Consider the following 22,886-nt stretch of genomic DNA (forward strand, 5'->3'; position numbering starts at 1 on the left):
ATAATGACTGGATCAGCTAGCGATGATGCCAAGTTACAGAAACATATCTACTCTAAGCAGACCAAGAAGGACTTAGAGAAGAGAATTAAAGATCCAGAGGATGAACTAAAACTGGTTATCGTCAGAGATATGTGGCTTACAGGATTTGATGCACCTAGCATGCACACAATGTATATTGACAAACCGATGAAGTCACACAATCTTATGCAAGCCATAGCCAGAGTTAATCGTGTGTTTAAAGGTAAAAACGGGGGATTAGTCGTTGATTATATTGGTATAGCCAATGAACTCAAAGCCGCTTTGAAAACCTATACTGGAGCTAATGGTAAAGGCAATGGGACAGTCGATGTAGCCGAAGCGTTTGCTGAGATGTTAAAAAGATTGGACATCGTTTCAACTATGTATCATGGGTTTGATTACTCACAATACAGAACTAAAGCCCATAAGCTACTAGCACCTGCGGCGAATCATATACTAGGAATTGAAGAGGGCAAGAAGCGATATTATGATGAAGTACTAGCCCTTACGAAAGCGTTTAGCTTATGCGGTACGTTGGATGCAGCAAAAGAACATAAAGAAGAGATAGCCTTCTTTCAAGCGGTTAAAGCAGTGATACAAAAGGTTGGAGTAGTAGCAGGGAAGAAAAAAGATCCCAATGGAGCTATCAAGCAGATTATAGACAATGCACTCATCTCTGAGGGTGTAGAAGATATCTTCTCGCTAGTAGGACTGGAAAAACCAAACATAGGGATACTCTCAGAGGAGTTTTTAGATGATCTTGCCCACATAAAGCATAAGAACCTAGCCATAGAGCTACTAGAGAAGTTACTTAATGATCAGATCAAAGCTCACAATAGAACCAATGTAGTGCAAGAGAAGAAGTTTAGCGACAGGTTGCAGGCAACACTAGGTAAATATCACAATCGTGCCATAGAGACCGCTAAAGTGATAGAAGAGCTTATTCAGATGGCTAAGGATATAGCGCAAGCAGCTAAGCATGGTCAAGATCTAGGACTTAACTTCGATGAGTTAGCGTTCTATGATGCACTCGCTGAGAATGAAGCCGCATTGAGAGAGATGGGTGATGAAGTGCTAAAACACATTGCCCAAGAGCTTACATCTAAACTAAGAGGTAGTGTCAGTGTAGATTGGCAGAAACGTGAGAGCGTTAGAGCTAAGATGAGAAATATGATTAGGATCATACTTAGAAAGTACAAATACCCACCAGACAAACAAGCCCAAGCCCTAGAATTAGTGATGCAGCAAGCTGAAGTTCTGAGTGATGAGTGGACAAAGTAATTATATTAGTCTTTTGTAAGGATTATATGAACTGTTTCACAACAGTTGTAACTTTATATCTAGCATTCAGAACCACTGATTTTACATCAATCAAATGAGGAGAGATATTTTTATTCGTTCTGAGCTCAGTGCATACCTTTGTTTTTTAGAACCACGTTTACCTACAAAGTCCTTAGCGTTCAGGATATGGATCATTTGGATGGCAATGACGGGTTGATTGGATAAAAAGTAAATAATTTAGAAGAAAGTATGTCCCAAGGTATGTCCCAGTGAATTCTTAAGCCATTTTAGTGTTTGATTTTAGTTTAGGAAAGTTCGATGATTACGGTGTTTGTAAGATGGTGGCGGGGGGGGGACTCGAACCCCCGACCTCCGGCTTATGAGACCAGCGCTCTAACCAGCTGAGCTACCCAGCCATCTTTAAATGGAAGAGTGGAATTATAGTAATCAATACCTTATTAGAAGCTTTAGAAGTACGCTTCTAATAAAAAACATTCACGAGCTGTAGTAATATATATTATTTTACTCAAAATAGTTGAGTCATTTCGACTAAGACTATTGACATATTAGATAAACTCGTGTACAATCACCCTCGTAAAAATCTCAACATAAAAGGAAATGCTATGAACTTTCAACCGCTTGGAAAACGTGTCTTGGTACAACGTCTCGAAGAGGCAACCAAAACCGCATCGGGTATCATTATCCCCGACAACGCAAAAGAGAAACCTTCGCAAGGTACCGTTGTTGCCGTAAGCACTGAAGTAGACAACGTTTCTACAGGAGATACCGTCGTATTCGGTAAATACGCAGGCAACGAACTTACGTTGGATGGCAAAAGCTATTTGGTCATTGCGACCGATGATTTACTCGGAATTATCAAATAATTTAGTATAAAGGATCAACTATGGCAAAAGAAATCCATTTTTCAGACGATGCTCGCAATAAGTTAGCCGCAGGGGTACAAAAACTCACTGATGCGGTCAAAGTAACTATGGGACCGCGCGGACGCAATGTCCTCATCCAACGCAGCTACGGTTCACCGCTCATCACCAAAGACGGTGTATCGGTTGCAAAAGAGATCGAGCTCAAAGATACTCTTGAAAACATGGGGGCACAATTGGTCAAACAAGTTGCTTCCAATACAGCGGATGAAGCGGGTGACGGTACGACTACCGCTACTGTTTTGGCAAACGCGATCTACCAAGAAGGTCTTCGCAACATCACAGCCGGTGCAAACCCAGTTGAAGTAAAACGAGGTATGGACAAAGCGCTTGAAGCGATTTTGGAAAATCTCAAAGCTTCTTCTCGTATCATCAACGATAAAAAAGAGATCGCACAAGTTGCAACCATCTCAGCAAACTCCGATGAGCGTATCGGTGCAATGATCGCCGAAGCGATGGAAAAAGTAGGACGTGACGGTGTTATCACGGTAGAAGAAGCAAAAGGGATCAACGATGAACTTGATGTCGTTGAAGGTATGCAATTCGACCGCGGTTACCTCAGTCCGTATTTTATCAATAACTCTGAAAAAATGACCGTTGAATTGGATCATCCGTTTATCTTGTTGTTCGATCAAAAAATCTCGAGCCTCAAAGATCTTCTTCCGGTATTGGAGCAAGTCCAAAAAAGTTCACGTCCGCTTCTCATCATTGCTGAAGATGTCGAAGGTGAAGCGTTGGCAACACTCGTCGTCAACAAACTTCGCGGTATCCTCAACATCACTGCGGTCAAAGCTCCGGGATTCGGTGATCGCCGCAAAGCGATGCTCCAAGATATCGCAGTTCTTACCGGTGCCCAAGTGATCTCAGAAGAGATCGGACGCACGTTGGACAGCGCAACAATCGCTGATTTGGGTAACGCATCACGCGTTGTCATCAGCAAAGACAATACGACAATCGTAGACGGTGCGGGCGACAAAGCGATGGTGGAAATGCGTATCAAAGAGATCCGTACCCAAATCGATTCAACCACCAGCGAATACGATAAAGAGAAACTTCAAGAGCGCTTGGCAAAACTTGCCGGCGGTGTAGCGGTTATCAAAGTCGGCGCAGCAACCGAAACCGAAATGAAAGAGAAAAAAGATCGCGTAGACGATGCTCTCTCGGCTACCAAAGCAGCCGTTGAAGAGGGAATCGTTATCGGAGGCGGTGCGGCATTGATCCGTGCGGCGGCAAAAGTGAGCCTTGAGCTTAGCGGCGATCAAAAAATCGGATGTGAAATCATCCTCCGCGCAATCAAAGCTCCGGTCAAACAAATCGCTGATAATGCGGGATACGATGCGGGTGTCGTAGTCAACACGATCGCTACATCTGCAAACGAAAATACCGGATTCAATGCGGCTACCGGCGAATACGTCGATATGTTCGAAGCCGGTATCATCGATCCGCTCAAAGTTGAGCGTGTCGCATTGACCAATGCGGTATCGGTATCCAGTATGCTTCTCACAACCGAAGCAACGATCCATGAGATCAAAGAAGATAAACCAGCTATGCCGGATATGAGCGGCATGGGCGGCGGTATGCCGGGTATGATGTAAGTCTAAGACTTACATCACCTTACAGTACTTTCAAAGCTCCTTGAAAGGAGCTTTGAAACCTCTTGCTACACTCTTACTTCCAACAACTTTTACAACCTGTTTACTAATCTACCATTACTTTTGAGCTACTTTTGAGGTTTTTTACCTCTGAGAAGTTGCTTGAATGTTGTAAAAAGATAAAGCTCCAAAGTGCCTATTCAAGATCCTTTCGAAGCTGTTTTACAATCGAGTTTGTATGGGATTAGTTTTCTAAATTCGCTTGACGGTTTTCCCAAATCGAGTGAGCAAACGCAATGGATATAAGTCCGATACCGATTGTGCCGGTAATCGTTTCGCTAATCTCTGTGGTAATTTTCATCAACATAATAATCGCCAAAATCCCGATTGCATAGTGAGCACCGTGCTCAAGATAGCGAAAATGGGATAAAACTTTGTGCTCAACGAAATAAAGCGTGATACTTCGCACAAACATTGCCCCTACTCCCAAACCGATCATAATGACAAAAATATTACTGCTCAATGCAAACGCTCCGATGACACCGTCAAAACTGAAACTCGCATCCAAAATTTCCAAATAAACAAATCCAGCGATCCCACTTTTGACCGTATCGGAAGAGAGAAAATAATCGAGCATCCCGAGCAAAGAGTGGAGTAAGACACCGTACATAAACGCCAAAACGATCCCAAAATCCTGCGTAATGTGCCCTAAAGTGATCCCAACCATAATCGCAGTAATCAACTCAATATTCGCAACTCCGGAAAATTTCTCTACCACGCGGGAACCTTCGACAAACGTCACCCATTTGATATCTCGCTCTTCAAAGAAGAAGTCCAAAAAGACCATCAACAAGAAAGCTCCACCAAAAGCAAAAATAGTCGTTTCAGTGCTTTTCAAAACTGTTTCGTAGCGCTCAGGATCATTCATCGCTACATGTAGGGTTTCAAATAACCCCATCCCTGTGACAAGAGATACGATTGCTAGAGGAAATACCAAGCGCATCCCGAACACTGCGATAGGAAGACCGAAAAAGATAAAGCGTTTTTGCCAAATTGGATCCATTGTCTCCAATACTTTGGCATTAACCACCGCATTATCAAACGAGAGGGAAATTTCAAGAACAATCAGAAGAAAGGTGATGTAGATAGCAGCAACTCCGCCCAAAAAATATGCCGCAATCAGACCAAGAGCCATAATCGCAAACGAGCTGTAGAAATAACGCATTGTTTTGCCCTTGCAAAAAAAAGATACGAAATTATAGCCGATTAATTCTGACCCTAGGGTCAAGCTTTAGTGCCACAGCGGCAAGCGTAGCCAAAGGGATGAATTCCTTTGGCGTTCTCAATTAATGGTGTCCATCATGCCATTGAACGAGTGAAAGGCGAAAACCCTCTTTGACCGGAAGTACCTCGTGAGCGAAATAGGGGTTACTCAAAAAAACCACCATATCTCCCGCTTCGGGACGCAGAGTGATCGTGTTGCCTGACTCGTCGCACAAATAGTTAAAGAGGAGTTCTCCCCCGCTAAAATGATCCGTATCGGTCGGATTAGGGGTGTAGGAGGTAGTAAAAAGAACGGTGGTTAGTTTACGCTCGGGAGCAACGGTACGATAGCCGATTACATTCCCATCACTGTCACGCAGTTCACTCGCATCATCGGAGTGTTTGAGATAAAACGATCCACTCTCGTAACCTAGCACCTGTACATCGGTCGCTTTCGACAGTGAGATCGAGAAAAATGCTTCTATCTCGGAACGTACCGCTTCAAATCGGTGATTATAGATAGCGCGGTGTTCAGGGCTGAGGGTATGAATATCGGTTTTACGGATAGCGGTATCGAGAGAGTTGCCTCGCAGTTCCGCCGCAACAGCCTCTTTGTCGGCCAATGCAGCAGCAGTAATGGCTCGGCATTCACTGGGGCTGAGAACCCCTTCGAGTACCATGTAGGGAAAATCGTGATACGGGTTGGGAAGTCGCTTGGTCGGAATCTCCCACCCCAAGAGTTCATCACGTGCGTATACAAATGAACTTATTTGATGCATCACTTTTTATCGGTCACAATGTAAAGCTGTTCATGCCCCAGACGTTTGAGGACATCCATCACGCCGACGAAGTTTTGAAATGCCGCCTCTTTGTCGCTGTAAAGAACCACCGTCATCTCTTTACCCCCCGCAACAACACGCCGTTCGAACTCAGCCAACGAGATAGGTGTTTTTTCCTCACCCACCATCAAGGTTCCGTCTTTTTGGATAGTGAGTTTTAATTCTGTGGATTTATGCTCTGCCGCTGTCCCTTTGGCATCGGGAAGATCTACAGGGATGAGTCCGGTACGGATAAACGTCGCCGTGGTGAGGACCATTACCAACAATACCAACATGATATCGATAAAAGGGATAACGTTGATCGTATCAATCCGCTTCATTCTCATCGCATTATCCTCTATTGTTGTGCGCGTTAATGTCCCAAGTCGCTAATATCCGTTCCATTTTACGAAGCAAGATATTGTAAAACACGATTGAAGGGATAGCAACCACGAGACCCAAAGCGGTTGCCTTAAGGGCTAATGCAAGACCTGTCATAATTTTCTTCGGATCAACGGCACCGACATCTCCGAGACTATAAAATGTGATCATAATCCCCAAAACAGTACCCAGAAGCCCAACATACGGAGCGTTTGAGCCAATAGTAGCAATCGTGCTCACATTGTCTCCCAAATCGAGTTCCAATTCCTCTTTGCTCTTATAATCCTCGATACGAATCGCCCTGTAGGCCATTAAGCGCTCGATAAAGAGCCACAAAGAGACGATACTCATCATTACCAATACACCGATGATTCCATAATCCACAGCACTATGCGCCATTCCAAGCCAACTGTTTTCCATTCTCATCCTTTTTTTTAAATTCTAATGTGACACATGTCCCCACATCTACTTTTGAGGAGATATGTAATCCGATCCTGTAGCGATCACAATAGCGTTTGACGAGGTTCAGTCCTATTCCGTATCCGGCCATCGTCGAATCGCTTTGATAGTAGCGATCATAAATATGGATCAAGGTGATTTCATCCATCCCTATCCCTTGATCAACGATCCTCAGCACATTGTTTTGAAGTGTAATTGTGATTATAGGGTTTTTCGGTGAATATTTGATCCCGTTTTCAATCAAATTATCGATCACTTTCCCCAGTCCGATCCGATCACCGTACACTTCGCAAGATTCGATCTCCACCTGCCAGTCTACCGAGGGGTATAATGAACACAAAAAACGGATTCTATCCTCAATCACTTCACGCAGGTCAAAATGCTCGATATTCTCCCGTTCACTCTGTTTTTTGATCATATAATCCAATTCGTTATAGCGCTCTTTTAACATCTCGGATGCTACTTCAATCCGCTCCAGCCGCTTCAAGCTTTTCTCGTCCGTATGGGTTTTTCGAAGCATCTGAACATTGGCGGTAATCGTATTGATCGGAAGGTTCAGCTCATGCAGTGTCTCTTTCGAAAACTGTTCGAGGTGGTAAAAGTGCTCGCGCAGAGGAGTAATCGCAATCCGCGCCAAAATCCCTCCGACAAAAAGTGTGATAATCAACGATACAAACGCAATCACACCCCATTGTTGGACACCGATTACATCATGAACATAATAAATTCCGGCGATTAAAACGGCTGTTGTCATTACATACAGCGATGCCAACGCAATCTCAACGTTACGAAACAAGGCGATATCCCACTCCGCGAATATTCACAATTAGATCGCTTCCGACCTCTTGTTTGAGACGATTGATATAGACCCGTATCGCCCCGTCGCTAATCATTTCAGAGGGGCTCCACAACGCATCCATAATCATCTCTTTGGTCACGATTTCTCCCGCATTATGGATCAAAAGAGCCATCAACTGATACTCTTTGAGTGACAACGTAAGTTCCTTCCCACCCATTAAAATACATTTATGAAGTTCATCAATGCACAGATCCCCTACGCAATGACGATTTTTCCCTTTCGTTCGGCGCAATAGAGCATGAATACGAACCAAAAGTTCATCGGTATTAAACGGCTTTTTGAGATAATCGTCCGCGCCGATTTCAAACGCTTCGGAGAGTTTTTCGATCTCTTGATGGGAGGTTAAGTAGATGGTGGGAGTCAGATCATTCGCCCTGCGAAGCTCTTTAAGCAGTGATAATCCATCGATCAGAGGGACGTTGATATCAAGCAAATAAAGATCAAAGTGGTTTTTATAGGTCTCATCCAGTGCAGATTGTCCATTTCGGCAGAGCACGACCTCGAACCCCTCCTCTTCCAAAACATCGGTAATCGATTCGCCAAAAAGCAAATCATCCTCCAATAACAGGATTTTATTCGACACGCTCAATCGACCATTTCAGAGTTTCCCCGGCTCTCATCGGCACAACACTGCCGTAGATTTCGGGAACGATAAAATCGTGTTTAACCAACGTTACCTCTTTGTATTCGGCACAAATCCCGTAGATACGCTGGGCATTATCGCTCACAAACGCTTGGAGATTATCCAATTTATCGTGAGCATCGAACACTTCACACAGCAACTGTAATGCGATCGGTGCAGTGAAGACCCCTGCCCCGCATCCGCATGACTCTTTGGTGTGTTTCGGATGCGGTGCGGAGTCTGAACCGAACATCACCTTCGGATGAGCTTCGAGGGCGACTTTCAAAAGTGCCGCGCGATCTTCCGGACGTTTTGCAATCGGTTTACAAAACAGATGGGGGCGAAGCATTCCACCCGCCACATCATCGAGGGTAATGATGAGATGGTGTACCGTAATGGTGGCATAGAGATTTTCATAACGATCCAGCATCGCTACCGCATCGGCGGTAGTGATATGCTCCATCACGATTTTGAGTTTCGGAAAGTTGGAAGCGAGCATCTCATACACGCTCATAAATTCTGCTTCTCGATCCATGACGAATCCGTTTGTCTCGCCATGCACCGAAAGAACAATACCTAGATCACTCATTGCGCCGAGGGTTTCACGCATCGCTTCAATATCGAAACTCGCCACCCCCCCCTCAGAGTTGGTTGTCACACCGCTCGGATAGAGTTTGATTGCCGTGACATGATCTTGTACACTTTCCAAAAATTCACGGCTGTAATTTTGGTAAAAGAGGGTCATATACGGTTCAAAATCATCCCGTCCAATCGCGTGTTTGATCCGTTTTTTATACTCTTTGAGTGCTTCGAGCGTCGTTACCGGAGGAACAAGGTTCGGCATCACCAGCGCACCGCTAAAACTGTACGAGGTGAGCGGTGCTACCGTCTCCAACATCTCACCCTCACGAAGGTGCAGGTGCATATCCAGCGGCATCGTTAGCGTGATCGTTTTCATGCTTCCCCCTTCAATTGATTTTGTGCATCTTGGATCAAGGCATTCAAAGCCTCTTCATACCGTTTGGCTTCCGATTGTTCGGTCGATTCGAAACGGGTAACGAGTACCGGAGTCGTGTTACTCGCACGTACCAGTCCCCACCCTTTCTCAAATATCACCCGCACACCGTCGACATCGATAATCTCTTTGATCGGCGGAAACGATGCAGGCGGGGCCTGAAGCAACTCTTTGAGCTTCGCCATCAGAGGAAATTTTTCTTTCTCGCTTGTTTTGACTTTGATCTCTTCGGTCGAAAATACTTTCGGCAGTTTCGCAATCTCGGCATCAAGATCAACCCCTTCATGGATCAGCTCCAGCATACGAAGCGTTGCATATATCGCATCGTCGTAGCCGAAATAACGGTCGGCAAAAAAGACGTGCCCGCTCACTTCGCACGCCAAATCGGCATGAAGTTCTTTCATTTTGACTTTGAGATTCGAGTGCCCCGTTTTGTACATCACCGCGTTGGCTCCCCGCTCACGGAGTGTGTCATACATCACCTGCGAACACTTCACTTCGCCGATGACGGTCGGATTTTTCATCTTGAGGGCAAACAGCAACGCCATCATGTCCCCCTTGATGTTGTTGTTCGGGGTCAATACGGCAATACGATCGGCATCACCGTCATAGGCAAACGCGATGTCACCTTCAGCGGCAAGAAGTTTTTTGATGTCATCGAGATTGTGTTCTTCACTTGGGTCGGGATGGTGGTTCGGAAAGGTTCCGTCAGGATCGACATAAATCCCTTTTGTTTTGAGTCCTAATTCATTAAAAATATCTTCGATAGCGAGCCCCGCAACCCCGTTTCCGCAGTCGTATACGATCCGCTGATCCATCCCGCGCAAATGACCGAATGACTCGACCATAAATCGCTTGTATCGGCTTAATGCATCGATCTCTATGACCTGACGTTCAACTTTTGCTTGGCTCTCCATTGCATCGATTTTGCGTCCGAGAGCATAAATCTGTTCTCCGAAAAACGGCGCTTTATTGATCGTGATTTTAAACCCGTTGTATTCGCTCGGATTGTGCGAACCGGTAATCATCACGGAAGCAGATGGCGTTATCCCATCAAAATTTTGGTAGTTGCAAAAATAGTTAACGGGAGTAGGAACCATCCCCATCCCGAGGACTTTCATACCGCCCGCATTGAGTCCAGCCACCAAATATTCAAATAGGATCGGAGAGTGGGAACGCGCATCGTATCCCACGGCAATATACTCGCCGTATTCTCGCATTTCATCCGCCAAGGCATATCCCAAACGGGTGATACTCTCTTCATTCAACTCTTTTTCGTAGATCCCGCGAATATCGTACTCACGATAAATAGACATATCTTCCCTTTTCAAGCAACATAAACAAATTATACAACGCGGTGGCTAAAAGAGTCTTTTAGGGGGCGAAAAGCCCCAAGAAAGAATAGTACAGAAGCGTTACAAAAGTGTTAACTAAGGTTTAAATAGCCCGTTTAAATTCCGGATACGCTTCAAGTCCGCATTCGCTGACATCAAGCCCTTGAACCTGATCTTCATCCGAAGCGCGGAACGGTATAAATTTATTGATGAGATAGATCACCGCAAATGAAACACTGAAAACAAATACAGCGATCTCCGCAACCCCTTTGAGCTGACCCAGCAATGTTATCCCTTTTTCGGGGTCAGCTGCGAAAATCCCGACAGCCAATGTACCCCAGATACCGTTCACCAAGTGAACAGAAAGCGCCCCGACGGGATCGTCGATACGTACTTTATCAAACAACGGAACCGCAAAAACAACCAATATTCCGCCGATAGCACCGATGGCAATCGCATCATAAAGACTAAACAAATGGGCGCCTGCCGTAATAGCGACCAGTCCGCCCAATGCGCCGTTGAGAATCATCGTAATATCAAAAAGCTTATAGCGTAAATAGATCAAAATACCTGCGACAATCGCCCCGGCAAGACCTGCAGTATTCGTATTGAATACGGTTAGAGCTACACTGTCCGCTGCCTCTTTCGTCGCGATAGAACCGACCGAACCGCCGTTGAATCCGAACCATCCGATCCATAGCAACATAGCGCCGAGGACTACCAACGGGATGTTTGACGCAGGGATAACGCGAATCTGATTGCCACTGTAACGCCCTTTACGTGCACCGATAATCAAAATTGCCGCAAGCAGAGCCCATCCGCCGGTCGAGTGAATGACTGTCGAACCGGCCAAATCAACCATATTAATATCAAATACGCTCCCCTTGATCCAGTCGCTTCCCCAGCTCACATTAACCGCGCTCGGATAGATGAAAGCTCCCATAATAACAGTAAAGAGTGTCAACGGTAAAAGGCGGGCACGTTCACCCACCCCGCCGCTCATAATGTTGATCGCTTTTCCGACAAACGCCATTTGAAACATGAAAAAAGCCCATTTACTCATAGTCGTAGTTTCAACAGTACCAAATGCCAAATGAAACCCGATCAAAATAAATGCCATAGACGCTACCGCGTAAATCATAACATTGACGGTCAAAACGCTGGAGACGTTTTTTGTCCGTACCAAACCTGCTTCGAGCATTGCGAAACCGGGAACCATTAAAATAATCAGAGTGATTGAAAAGAGGGCAAATAGAGTGTCAATAACGTAGGCAGTATCCATGCAGCACCTTTAAGACTAAAATAAAGGTGTGCATTATATATCCAATTAAATGAATTTGAGAAGAACTATTGATTAAAATTTAATCATTCAAGGACTTAACCGTTCGTGGTGAGCCTGTCGAACCATGAACATGCCCTTCGACAAGCTCAGGGCGAACGGATAAAGGATTAAATAGCCTCGATATCGGTTTCACCCGTACGGATACGGACGATTTTACTGATGTCGCTCACGAAGATTTTGCCGTCACCGATTTTTCCGGTGCGTGCCGCTTCGACAACGGTGTTCACTACTTGATCCACCATCGCATCATCAACAACCATCTCCATTTTAATTTTTGGAAGGAAATCAACGACATACTCAGCACCGCGATAGAGCTCGCTGTGCCCTTTTTGTCGACCATACCCTTTTACTTCACTTACCGTCATACCAGTAATCCCAATCTCCGCCAATGCGTCTTTTACGTCTTCGAGTTTAAATGGTTTAATAACCGCTTCTATTTTTTTCATAGTTTATTCCTTCTTATAGGTTAAATCCACGTTCACCGTGTACTGATTCATCCAAACCTTGGCTCTCTTGTTCTTCGTTAACACGTGAACCGCCAGTCAATGCCATTGCGATATAGTACACTACAATCGTACCGACCAAAGTAAACGCTCCAACAATAAGAGCTGATTCACCTTGAACCATGATTTGTCCCATACGGTCTCCATGATCTTTCAAAGGACCTGCCCATAGAAGCCCTTTGTCGTTTACAGCAAAGATGCCGGTTGCAATCGCACCCCATAGACCTGCAAGAAAGTGAACCCCGAATGCATCCAATGAATCGTCGTAACCCAACTTTTTCTTAAGTGCCGTTACACCGAAGAATGCGATCAATGCACCCGTCATACCAACAATTAATGCACCACTAACACTGACAAAACCAGCTGCCGGAGTAATTGCAACCAAACCAGCGATTGCACCGGACGCTGCACCAAGAAGAGTCGGTTTTTTGAATACCATAGATTCAACAATCAACCATGTAACCGCTGCAACCGAAGCCGCAATCGTTGTTGTCAAGAATGCAACACCCGCAATCGCATTAGCACCGAAAGCAGAACCGGCATTAAATCCGTACCAACCGAACCAAAGCATACCGGCACCCAATGCTGTCAAAACAACGCTTGCTGGTTTCATAGCCACTTTCGGATATCCTGCACGTTTACCGATCAACACTGCCAATACAAGACCAGCCAAACCGCCGTTCATGTGAACAACCGTACCACCCGCGAAGTCAAGGGCACCTTCATTAAAGAGGTAACCGCCACCCCACACCATGTGTGCAATCGGTGCATAAACTGCGATTGTCCAGATGAAAGCGAAAACCATCCATGTTGAAAATTTCATACGCTCAATGACTGAGCCCGCAACGATCGCTACGGTAATAGCGGCAAATGTCCCTTGGAACGCTACAAAAACAAATTTAGGGAATAGTAAACCCAATTTTGGATCTTGTAGATCGTCCCATTTAATACCGTTTAGCATCACATTGCCAAATCCGCCGATAACTTGGTTCATTGAACCATCCGCTGTTCCGAAAGCGATCGAGAAACCTGCGATTACCCATGCCAACATCGCGATGACAAATGCACCGAAAACCATTGCATACGTATTAAGAATATTCTTAGAACGGGTCATACCGCCGTAAAACAACGCCAAGCCGATCGGTGTCATCAACATAACCAATGCAGTTGACATCATCATCCATGCAGTGTCCCCTGAATTGAGTACAGGTGCAACTGCTGCTGCAGCCGTTGTTACCGCCGTTGCATTTGCATCAACAGCTGTTGCGTTTGCGTCATCAGCCACTAACGATACGCCCAGTAGCGATAAAGCTAAAAGCCACTTTTTCATTTTTTCTCCTTATAACTTGAATGTCGAATACCATTGTACAAAGTTATCAAATAGGGAGAGTGCAATTTGTTGATTAATTTTTAATCAATTTACAGAGTAATTATGTTGAATGAGGAAATATCAAGTATTCATGGCGGAGCAGTGTTGTTATAGGAGAGGAGAAAAAAGATTGAAAATCTTGGGTTAAAGAGTCAGGGGTATATTTTATAAAAAGAGAGGAATAAAATGCTAAAAAAACGATCATGCGGCAACGCCGCGTTTACTCTCTCTCTCTCTCTCTCTCGAAGAGCGCAGACATAGGGAGGGTTTTGGAGAGACGGCTGATCCGTTCGTGGTGAGCCTGTCGAACCATGAACATTTCACCCTTCGACAAGCTCAGGGCGAACGGATAGAGGGTTAGATAGCGTCGCTATCCGTTTCGCCCGTACGGATACGGATAATTTTTTCAACTTCAGAGATAAAGATTTTACCATCACCAATCTTGCCAGTACGTGCCGCTTCGACAACGGTGTTCACTACTTGATCCACCATCGCATCATCAACAACCATCTCCATTTTAATTTTTGGAAGGAAATCAACGACATACTCAGCACCGCGATAGAGCTCGCTGTGCCCTTTTTGTCGACCATACCCTTTTACTTCACTTACCGTCATACCAGTAATCCCAATCTCCGCCAATGCGTCTTTTACGTCTTCGAGTTTAAATGGTTTAATAACCGCTTCTATTTTTTTCATTATTCATAGACTCCAATTGATCTTTGAGATAATTGTAACCTTATTTGACTAATTTATCAAATTTCAGAGATTTTTAGTTTTTAAGGCTCGTTGGGATATAATCAGCAACCTTATCTTCACTTTTGGGGACTGCATGAACGATTTGCTTGACAACAGCGAAATTAATGACATTAATATAGAAGATACTCTCAAGAGCAGTTATCTTGATTATTCCATGAGTGTTATCATCGGACGGGCTTTACCTGACGTCCGAGACGGTCTCAAACCGGTTCACCGCCGTATCCTGTACGCGATGGACAAACTTAATCTCTCCGCAGGTGCCAAATACAAAAAATCGGCCCGTATCGTCGGGGATGTCATCGGACAATACCACCCTCACGGAGACACTTCCGTGTACGATGCGTTAGTACGTATGGCTCAACCGTTTGCCATGCGCGCACCTCTTGTCGACGGTCAAGGGAACTTCGGTTCGGTTGACGGAGACAATGCGGCGGCAATGCGTTATACCGAAGCACGTATGACTCGCTATGCCGGTGAATTGCTCAAAGACTTGGATAAAGACACTGTCGACATGGTAGACAACTATGACGGAACGACCCAAGAACCTGAGGTTCTCCCTACTCGTGTTCCGAATCTTCTGATCAACGGTTCGAGCGGTATCGCCGTCGGTATGGCAACGAATATTCCACCTCACAATCCTACCGAAGTACTCAGCGCCCTTGTCCATTTGATCGACAATCCAAATGCCTCTTTGATCGACATCATGCAGTTTATTAAAGCTCCCGATTTTCCGACGGGTGGAACCATTTACGGGAAAAAAGGGATTTTGGATGCGTATGAGACCGGACGCGGCCGTATCCGCATCCGTGCAAAAACCCATATCGAGAAAAAATCGAACAAAGACGTCATCGTCATCGATGAACTTCCGTATCAAGTCAACAAAGCCCGTTTAATCGAAAACATCGCGGAACTTGTAAAAGACAAATTCATTGAAGGAATCAGTGAAATTCGTGACGAATCGGACCGCGAAGGGATTCGCGTCGTTATCGAGCTCAAACGCGATGCGATGAGCGAAATCGTCCTCAACAATTTGTATAAATCGACCAACATGGAGACGACGTTCGGGATCATCATGCTCTCGGTCTTCAATCAAGAGCCGCGCATCTTCACCCTCTTGGAGATGTTGGGACATTTCATCAATCATCGTAAAACGGTTATTATCCGCCGAACTATTTTCGATCTTGAAAAAGCAAAAGCACGTGCCCATATCTTGGAAGGTTTGAAAAAAGCACTCGATCATATCGAAGCGATCATCAAACTCATCCGTGCGAGTGCCGATGGTGAAACCGCCAAAAACGGTTTGATTTCCGAATTCGGTTTTTCACCGATTCAAGCTCAAGCGATTTTGGACATGCGTCTCCAACGCCTTACCGGTTTGGAACGTGACAAAATCGAAAATGAACTCAAAGAAATTTTGGCTCACATTGAATACTTAGAGAGCATCCTCCGCAGCGAAGAGGTCCTCAAAGGGATTATCAAAGAAGAGTTTACCGAACTCGTTGAACAATTCAATACTCCGCGTGCCACCGATATCGAAGACAATTACGACGATATCAATATCGAAGATTTGATCCCGAATGAGCCGATGGTTGTTACCATTTCTCATCGCGGATACATCAAACGGGTACCGCTCGCCGCATACGAAAAACAACGCCGCGGTGGAAAAGGAAAAGTTGCCGTTACGACGTATGACGATGACTTTATCGAAAAATTCTATACCTGCAATACCCACGATACGTTGATGTTCGTTACAGACCGCGGACAACTCCACTGGCTCAAAGTGTACAAAATTCCGGAAGGTTCGCGTACGGCCAAAGGGAAAGCGGTCGTCAACCTTATCAATCTCGAAGCCGATGAGAAGATCCGCTCGATCATTCCAACCAGCGATTTTGATGAGAACAAATCATTAGTATTCTTTACCCAAAACGGTATTGTCAAACGTACCGCATTGAACGAATTCTCGAATGTCCGCAGTAACGGTGTACGTGCGATCGTTCTGGATGATGATGATACCCTTATTACGGCGCATATCGCGACCGAAGAGACCAAATACCTCTTCATCGTGACCAAATACGCACAATGTATCAAATTCGAAATCGAAAAAACCCGTGATCAGGGACGTAGTACCCGTGGGGTTCGCGGTATCAAATTCAAAATCGAAGGAGATGTCGTCGTCGATGCCAACATCATCAAATCGGATGAAGAAGAGATTTTGATGGTCAGCGAAAAAGGGATCGGTAAACGTACTACCGCCGAAGAGTACCGCCTAACCAACCGTGCCGGATCAGGCGTTATCGCGATGAAACTCAACGCTAAAACCGGAAGCACCGTCGTCGGATGTCTGATGGTCGATGAAAGCATGGATATGATGGCTCTCACCAAAGCAGGCAAAATGATCCGTGTCGACATGCAAACGATTGCAAAATCAGGCCGCAACACCAGCGGTGTTTACATTATCAAAGGGGACGATGTCGCGAGCATTTCACGCTGTCCGAAAAACGATGATAATGACGAAGAAGGGGAAGAAGGAGAGAGCACGTTAGAGTTGGAATAGTATTTGCTTAAATCGGTTAATTATTCCCATATTACCCGAAGGAACCCGAATGCGAATCTCTGCTCTTCTTGCACTGTTTCTCACCTTTCCCGCACTTCATGCGGGGCTTTTTTCCGCTGATGACTCTTCCGAAACCAAAGTACGATGTGTTTACAGCGGTACGGACGGCAGCTGTGTCGAGCCCATCTTAAAATCTCAAAATGAACTGGTCATTACTGTTACGGGACAAGGGGTTGCTCCATCGGTTACCTCTTCACCGGCACAGGCATATGCACTCGCTAAACGTGCTGCAATGGCGGACGGTTATCGCCAAATCGCAGAGCGGGTAAAAGGGGTTCAAGTCGAGGGGCAAGACACCATCAAAAATATGATGCTGCAACAATCCAGCACTAAAACATCGGTGGATGCACTGGTACGCGGTGCAAATATCACCAACACTTCATTTAAAGAGGGTCTGTGCGAAGTCGAAATGGAAATCGCCCTTTCATACTCACGCATCTTGCACTAATCGCGACACTTAGCTTTGGAGCCGATAACTACTATATAGGGTATCGGTTTACCGCCAAAAACACGCAAGCCATCAACGAAAAACTCTCCATCTCCAAGGCGATGCAGCCGTGTTCGCAAGCGATCAGTTCCCCCATATTGATTTTAAAACGCTCTAGCGGTGAATCGTTACAATCTCTCTTGGAACGCGAAGAATCGGCTTTTGTAGAGTTTGCCGCGGCACAGGAACTGCGTGTCAAAAACAATGAATCATTCTCTCTCCAACACAGTGAAATCCAAAATTCTCTGATCCTCCCCACACGATGCTATGCAGTCGAGTTTAATAATGAGTCTGTTACAATAGCTGCAACAAAATAGGGGTGGTTGATTTATGAAAATTGCGATTGTTGAAGACGATATCAATATGCGCAAATCGCTTGAAATAGCGATGAGCGATTACGAAAAATATGAGATTCATACCTTCAAAAATGCTCGTGATGCCCTCAAAAAACTCGATGATACCTTTGAAATGGTGATCAGCGACATCAATATGCCAGGGATGGACGGTATTGAGTTTGTCAAAACGCTTCAAGGAAAATACGAGGTCATTATCATCACGGGGAACGCAACCTTGACACGTGCAATCGAATCGATACAGCTAGGTGTCAAAGATTTTCTTCTTAAACCCTTTGAAATCGAAACCTTGGTCGCTGCCATCGAGCGGACCGCTGCCATCGCCAAAAAATCCCCAAAATCATCGGCACAAGAAACTCCGAAAAACGATCACTTTTTAGGATCGTCTCCAGCTCTCGATCAGCTTTTACATCGTATTTCAAAAGCGGCTGTCACGGATGCAAGTATGATGCTCTTGGGAGAAAGCGGTGTCGGAAAAGAGGTCTTTGCGCGTCATATCCATGAAAGCTCGCCGCGCTCATCCAAACCCTTTATCGCAATCAATATGGCGGCCATCCCTGATAACTTAATTGAGAGTGAACTTTTCGGGTTTGAAAAAGGTTCCTTCACCGATGCAACTGAAGCTAAAGCGGGACAATTCGAATTGGCAGAGGGGGGAACACTCTTTTTGGACGAAATCGCTGAAATGCCCTATCCTCTTCAAGCGAAACTGTTGCGTGTTTTGCAAGAGCGCGAAATACGCCGTTTGGGCTCTTCTAAAAATACCAAAATCGATGTCCGTATCATTACCGCAACCAATGCCGATCTGCATGAAAAAATCAAAGAGGGGAAATTCCGCGAAGATCTCTATTATCGTCTCAATACGATCCCTATCCATATCCCTCCGTTACGAGAGCGCCGAGAAGAGATCCTCTCCATCGCCGAAGCGGCATTAGAGCGTTATTGCGCACAATACGGATTTGAGAAAAAATCATTCACCACGTCAGCACGCAATGCCCTTGAAAATTACAACTGGCCGGGGAATATCCGTGAACTGATCTCCGTCGTTGAACGCTCCGCTATTTTGAGCAATTCACAGAGCATCGATACCGAAGATCTCTTTTTGGAAGCACGGGGATTGGGGAGAATTTAAAAAATACCGTTCCGTTCGTGGTGAGCTTGTCGAACCATGAACAGTACAGCCCTTCGACAGGCTCAGGGCGAACGGATAAAATTTCAATCCCTTCCAAGCCTTCATTGGATATAATCGCGTAAAAATATTTACGGGTGAACCCATTCATCCCCAAGGAAAGCTCCCCAATGAAACGTTACAACGTTGCAATCGTCGGTGCCAGCGGTGCCGTAGGCGAAGAAATTTTACGCATTTTCGAAGAGATCGATTTTCCTCTTAACAAACTCGTCCCTTTAGCGAGTGCACGCAGTGCCGGAACTACCGTTACTTTCAACGATTCAGACTTGGTAATCAAAGAACTTACCCCGACCGTATTTGATGAGGAAGAGATTGATATCGCTTTGTTCAGTGCCGGCGGAAGTGTATCGGCTGAATTCGCTCCGTACGCCGCAAAAGCGGGAGCGGTCGTTATCGACAATACCAGCCATTTTCGAATGTTTCCGGATGTTCCTCTTGTCGTTCCCGAAGTAAATCCGGAAGATATCGCACAGTGGAAAAATACGGGAATCATCGCCAATCCGAACTGCTCTACCATCCAAATGGTCCAAGCACTCAAACCGCTCGACGAAGCCTATGATCTTCAACGCATCGATGTCAGTACCTATCAAGCAACATCGGGTGCCGGAAAGAGCGCAATGGAAGAGTTGGTAGAGCAGATGCAGGCCTTCTTTGCCTTTACTTTGGATGATGTAGAACCGAAAAAATTTCCTCATCGTATCGCATTGAATGCCATTCCTCAAATCGACTCTTTCACCGACAGCGGCTATACCAAAGAAGAGCTCAAAATGGTGAATGAGACGAAAAAAATTATGCACAAAGATATCGAAGTGAGTGCAACGTGCGTCCGCATTCCAACCCTTCGAGGTCATGCTGAGACGTTGACACTGACATTTGACGGTGCCGTAGATGCCGATGAAGCACGTGAATTGCTTCGCAAAGCGCCGAATATTATCGTGTTGGATGAGCCTCGTGAGAGTATCTACCCGATGCCATCACTTTGTGTGGATCAAAATGAAACGTTTGTCGGACGTATCCGCCGCGACCTTTATCGTGAAAATGTCTTGCATTTGTGGGTTGTGGCCGATAACCTCCGTGTCGGTGCCGCAACCAATGCGGTTCGTATTGCCCAAAAATGGGTAGAGATGCAAGGAAAGTAAAGATGAACTTCATCGAAAATATGTTTGAACACGGTTTGTGGAACTCTCGTTTTATAATTCTCTTGGCGGTAGTTTTCGGTCTTATCGGAGCGATTTTACTGTTCGCCATCGCCAGTTTTGATGTATTTAATACAGCCGCTTACGTCATCAATACCTATGCGACACACGCCCATCCCGAACACTTCCACGAAGAGGTAATCAGCGGGATTATCGGTGCTATCGATTTTTATCTTATCGGTGTCATTATGATCATCTTCTCGTTTGGTGTGTATGAACTCTTTATCTCAGAGATCGATCCGGCAAAAGACGAACACGGCAAAGAGAATCAACTCTTAGCTGTTCATTCGCTCGACCAACTCAAAGACAAAATCTCCAAAGTTATCGTTATGGTTTTGGTGGTCGGTTTTTTCCAAAAAGTCGGGCACACAACCTTTAACGGAGCATTAGAACTCTTTTATCTTGCCCTCTCCATCACAGCCGTTGCCGTAGGGCTTTATTTCCTTAGTAAAGTAGGACATCATGAGTAAAATTTTCGTCGACGCGTGTTTCGGCAAAGAGACACCCTATACCCCTGTATGGATGATGCGCCAAGCGGGTCGTTACCTCCCAGAATACATGGAAGTACGCAAACGTGCCGGCAACTTCCTAAACCTTTGCCATGCCCCTGATATGGCGGCAGAAGTGACGATTCAACCCGTCGATCTCGTCGGTGTCGATGCGGCAATTTTGTTTAGCGATATTTTGGTTGTTCCGAACGAAATGGGGATGAAACTCGATTTTATCAAAGGGGAAGGTCCGGTCTTCGAAAAACCGATTACTTCTGAAGAAGATTTAAACGAGCTTATCGGTGGTGATGAAGCGGCTTCCCGCCTCACCTACGTGTATGAAACGATCAAACTTCTTCGCACCCAACTCGATGCGCGCGATGATGACAAAGCCCTTATCGGGTTCACCGGAGCGCCGTGGACGCTAGCCACCTATATGATCGAGGGGCAAGGAACCAAAACGTACAATATCTGCAAAAAGATGATGTATTCGAATCCCGAACTGCTTCATAAAATCCTCCGTAAAGTGACCGACGTCGTCAAGCTTTATATGGAAAAACAGATCCAATCGGGAATCGATGTTGTTCAAATCTTCGACAGCTGGGCAGCAGCCATCGAGCCGAGCCGATACGATGAGTTTTCATGGAGCTACATGGTGGAGATTGCCGAGTATCTCAAAGAGAAATACCCTCATATCCCAGTGATCATGTTCCCAAAAGGGATTCCGGCATTTTTGGACAAAGTGTACGGAAATTTCGACGTATTCGGTGTTGACTGGAGTACTCCGATGGCACTGGCTAAAGAGAAACTCGGGGATCGCTATGTTCTCCAAGGAAACATGGAGCCATGCCGTTTGTACTCCAAAGAGCAAACCACTGCGTGTGTCGAAGCAATCCAAGAAATCATGGGTGGTAAACGCCATATCTTCAATCTCGGTCACGGCATTCTTCCGGATGTTCCGGTTGAACACGCACGCCACTTCGTCCGTGAATGTCACCGTGTGAGCAAAAAAGCCTAACAATGTCTACTATCTTCGGTCCGGTTCAATCACGCCGTTTCGGCGTATCGCTCGGGATCGACCTCTCTGATTCTACAAAACAATGTAATTTTGACTGCCTCTATTGTGAATTGGCTCCCAAACGAGCCATGTTGCACCAAGAGAACATTACACCCATAGAAACAATTATGTGTGATCTCACAAAAGCTTTGGAGCTACACCCCGCTATCGATGTGATCACGATTACCGCGAACGGTGAACCGACGATGTATCCGTATTTGGATCAACTCATCACACAGATCAATCAGATCAAAGGGGAGATTCAAACGTTAATCCTCTCCAATAGTGCGTGTCTGAATGATCCTGCGGTGTTTGAAACCCTTTTAAAACTTGATCAAGTCAAGTTATCGCTCGATGCCGCCACCCCTGAAACCTTCAAAAAAATTGATCGTCCCGCCGAAGGAATCAACATCGATACGATCATCGACAGTATCACCCGTTTTTCACACGTATTTCGCGGCAAATTATTTTTAGAGATACTGTTTGTCAAAGGGGTGAACGATACTCTCACCGAAATCGAATCCCTCAATCGTGCCCTTCGAGGGGTTAGCTGTGATCGAATCGACATCGGAACCATTGACCGCCCGCCCGCCTACGCGGTTCAAGGCCTTAGTTTTGAGGAACTTTATAGTTTGTCTCATCATTTTGATGCTTCATTGCCTATTCATATCGTTTCTCGTAACCATGCCACAGCCACACCGAGTTCCTATACCGAAGAGGAGATTCTTACGACGCTTGATAAACGCCCCTTGACGATCGATGATATTCACGCACTGTTTGATCCAGACGCTCTTGAGCGTTTTCACCACCTTGTAAAAACAGGAAAAATCACCTCTATTGAACGTTCGAATATCATTTTTTTTATTCCGATTGAAAATATAGACCGAAAACGTTTAAAATAACGCAATTTTTATTGACATTCGCACCTTCATAACGTATAATTACGCCC

The 22,886-nt window shown here is 45.4% G+C and carries 23 protein-coding genes and 1 tRNA gene; 11 read left to right on the forward strand and 13 right to left on the reverse strand.

Going from position 1 to position 22,886, the window contains the following annotated elements; all coding sequences use genetic code 11:
• Window positions 1-1,299: type I restriction enzyme endonuclease domain-containing protein (locus JHC35_RS08160; RefSeq protein ID WP_295044036.1), on the forward strand; the 1,299-nt coding region annotated here is incomplete at its 5' end.
• 339 nt (window positions 1,300-1,638) lie between these two features.
• Here the strand turns inward: JHC35_RS08160 and JHC35_RS08165 are convergent.
• A tRNA-Met gene (locus JHC35_RS08165) sits at window positions 1,639-1,715 on the reverse strand.
• Window positions 1,716-1,922: 207 nt separating this feature from the next.
• Between JHC35_RS08165 and groES the strand changes: the two genes are divergently transcribed.
• Both groES and groL read left to right on the forward strand, forming a co-directional pair.
• Window positions 1,923-2,183, forward strand: a complete 261-nt coding sequence (gene groES / locus JHC35_RS08170) for a co-chaperone GroES (protein WP_295044039.1) — start codon at window positions 1,923-1,925, stop codon at window positions 2,181-2,183.
• 20 nt (window positions 2,184-2,203) lie between these two features.
• Window positions 2,204-3,835 carry a chaperonin GroEL gene (groL, locus tag JHC35_RS08175; RefSeq protein WP_295044042.1) on the forward strand — a complete coding sequence of 544 codons (1,632 nt, stop codon included), beginning with the start codon at window positions 2,204-2,206 and terminating at the stop codon, window positions 3,833-3,835.
• Between the two features lie 241 nt (window positions 3,836-4,076).
• On the opposite strand, the gene JHC35_RS08180 is transcribed toward groL, so the two are convergent.
• From JHC35_RS08180 to JHC35_RS08235, 12 genes are all read right to left on the reverse strand, one after another.
• On the reverse strand, window positions 4,077-5,057 hold the full coding sequence (locus JHC35_RS08180) for a DUF475 domain-containing protein (RefSeq protein ID WP_295044045.1): 981 nt from the start codon (window positions 5,055-5,057) through the stop codon (window positions 4,077-4,079).
• Window positions 5,058-5,178: 121 nt separating this feature from the next.
• Window positions 5,179-5,874 carry a 2OG-Fe(II) oxygenase gene (locus tag JHC35_RS08185; protein ID WP_295044047.1) on the reverse strand — a complete coding sequence of 232 codons (696 nt, stop codon included), beginning with the start codon at window positions 5,872-5,874 and terminating at the stop codon, window positions 5,179-5,181.
• The gene (locus JHC35_RS08190; RefSeq protein ID WP_295044049.1) at window positions 5,874-6,260 is read right to left on the reverse strand and encodes a biopolymer transporter ExbD; all 387 of its coding nucleotides are present in this window, start codon (window positions 6,258-6,260) and stop codon (window positions 5,874-5,876) included. Before JHC35_RS08190 ends, JHC35_RS08185 begins: the two co-directional genes overlap by 1 nt.
• 4 nt (window positions 6,261-6,264) lie before the next feature.
• On the reverse strand, window positions 6,265-6,714 hold the full coding sequence (gene exbB, locus JHC35_RS08195) for a TonB-system energizer ExbB (RefSeq protein WP_295044051.1): 450 nt from the start codon (window positions 6,712-6,714) through the stop codon (window positions 6,265-6,267).
• Window positions 6,683-7,549: a HAMP domain-containing sensor histidine kinase gene (locus JHC35_RS08200; protein WP_295044054.1), complete on the reverse strand. Its 867-nt coding sequence runs from the start codon at window positions 7,547-7,549 to the stop codon at window positions 6,683-6,685. Before JHC35_RS08200 ends, exbB begins: the two co-directional genes overlap by 32 nt.
• Complete coding sequence (locus tag JHC35_RS08205) at window positions 7,539-8,195, reverse strand: response regulator transcription factor (RefSeq protein ID WP_295044057.1); 657 nt, start codon at window positions 8,193-8,195, stop codon at window positions 7,539-7,541. The genes JHC35_RS08200 and JHC35_RS08205 overlap by 11 nt, the downstream gene beginning before the upstream one ends.
• Complete coding sequence (pyrC, locus tag JHC35_RS08210) at window positions 8,185-9,192, reverse strand: dihydroorotase (protein WP_295044058.1); 1,008 nt, start codon at window positions 9,190-9,192, stop codon at window positions 8,185-8,187. Before pyrC ends, JHC35_RS08205 begins: the two co-directional genes overlap by 11 nt.
• Complete coding sequence (locus tag JHC35_RS08215) at window positions 9,189-10,565, reverse strand: phosphomannomutase/phosphoglucomutase (protein ID WP_295044061.1); 1,377 nt, start codon at window positions 10,563-10,565, stop codon at window positions 9,189-9,191. Before JHC35_RS08215 ends, pyrC begins: the two co-directional genes overlap by 4 nt.
• 121 nt (window positions 10,566-10,686) lie before the next feature.
• Window positions 10,687-11,865, reverse strand: a complete 1,179-nt coding sequence (locus tag JHC35_RS08220; protein ID WP_295044064.1) for an ammonium transporter — start codon at window positions 11,863-11,865, stop codon at window positions 10,687-10,689.
• Window positions 11,866-12,032: 167 nt separating this feature from the next.
• Window positions 12,033-12,371, reverse strand: coding sequence for a P-II family nitrogen regulator (locus tag JHC35_RS08225; RefSeq protein ID WP_015654392.1), 339 nt, complete (start codon window positions 12,369-12,371; stop codon window positions 12,033-12,035).
• 13 nt (window positions 12,372-12,384) lie between these two features.
• Window positions 12,385-13,758 (reverse strand): ammonium transporter, encoded by a 1,374-nt coding sequence (locus JHC35_RS08230; protein WP_295044067.1) that lies wholly within the window; start codon window positions 13,756-13,758, stop codon window positions 12,385-12,387.
• Between the two features lie 396 nt (window positions 13,759-14,154).
• Window positions 14,155-14,493: a P-II family nitrogen regulator gene (locus JHC35_RS08235; RefSeq protein ID WP_295044070.1), complete on the reverse strand. Its 339-nt coding sequence runs from the start codon at window positions 14,491-14,493 to the stop codon at window positions 14,155-14,157.
• A gap of 133 nt (window positions 14,494-14,626) precedes the next feature.
• On the opposite strand from JHC35_RS08235, the gene gyrA reads away from it, so the two are divergent.
• The 8 genes from gyrA (at window position 14,627) to JHC35_RS08275 (ending at window position 22,839) form a co-directional block, all read left to right on the forward strand.
• Complete coding sequence (gyrA, locus tag JHC35_RS08240; protein WP_295044073.1) at window positions 14,627-17,107, forward strand: DNA gyrase subunit A; 2,481 nt, start codon at window positions 14,627-14,629, stop codon at window positions 17,105-17,107.
• Window positions 17,108-17,156: 49 nt separating this feature from the next.
• Entirely contained in the window at window positions 17,157-17,615 is a 459-nt protein-coding gene (locus JHC35_RS08245) for an LPP20 family lipoprotein (RefSeq protein WP_295044076.1), read from the forward strand.
• Window positions 17,564-17,971, forward strand: a complete 408-nt coding sequence (locus tag JHC35_RS08250; protein ID WP_295044080.1) for a hypothetical protein — start codon at window positions 17,564-17,566, stop codon at window positions 17,969-17,971. The genes JHC35_RS08245 and JHC35_RS08250 overlap by 52 nt, the downstream gene beginning before the upstream one ends.
• A 13-nt stretch (window positions 17,972-17,984) precedes the next feature.
• Window positions 17,985-19,139, forward strand: coding sequence for a sigma-54 dependent transcriptional regulator (locus tag JHC35_RS08255; protein ID WP_295044083.1), 1,155 nt, complete (start codon window positions 17,985-17,987; stop codon window positions 19,137-19,139).
• A gap of 167 nt (window positions 19,140-19,306) precedes the next feature.
• A complete protein-coding gene (locus JHC35_RS08260; protein WP_295044086.1) occupies window positions 19,307-20,335 on the forward strand; it encodes an aspartate-semialdehyde dehydrogenase in 1,029 nt (342 codons plus the stop codon).
• Window positions 20,336-20,337: 2 nt separating this feature from the next.
• Entirely contained in the window at window positions 20,338-20,862 is a 525-nt protein-coding gene (locus JHC35_RS08265; RefSeq protein WP_295044089.1) for a YqhA family protein, read from the forward strand.
• Entirely contained in the window at window positions 20,855-21,898 is a 1,044-nt protein-coding gene (gene hemE / locus JHC35_RS08270; protein WP_295044091.1) for a uroporphyrinogen decarboxylase, read from the forward strand. The genes JHC35_RS08265 and hemE overlap by 8 nt, the downstream gene beginning before the upstream one ends.
• 2 nt (window positions 21,899-21,900) lie before the next feature.
• The gene (locus tag JHC35_RS08275; protein WP_295044094.1) at window positions 21,901-22,839 is read left to right on the forward strand and encodes a radical SAM protein; all 939 of its coding nucleotides are present in this window, start codon (window positions 21,901-21,903) and stop codon (window positions 22,837-22,839) included.
• Window positions 22,840-22,886 lie beyond the last annotated feature (47 nt).

The sequence above is a fragment of the Sulfuricurvum sp. genome, from assembly GCF_022759005.1.
In the GTDB taxonomy this organism is placed as follows: Bacteria; Campylobacterota; Campylobacteria; order Campylobacterales; family Sulfurimonadaceae; genus Sulfuricurvum.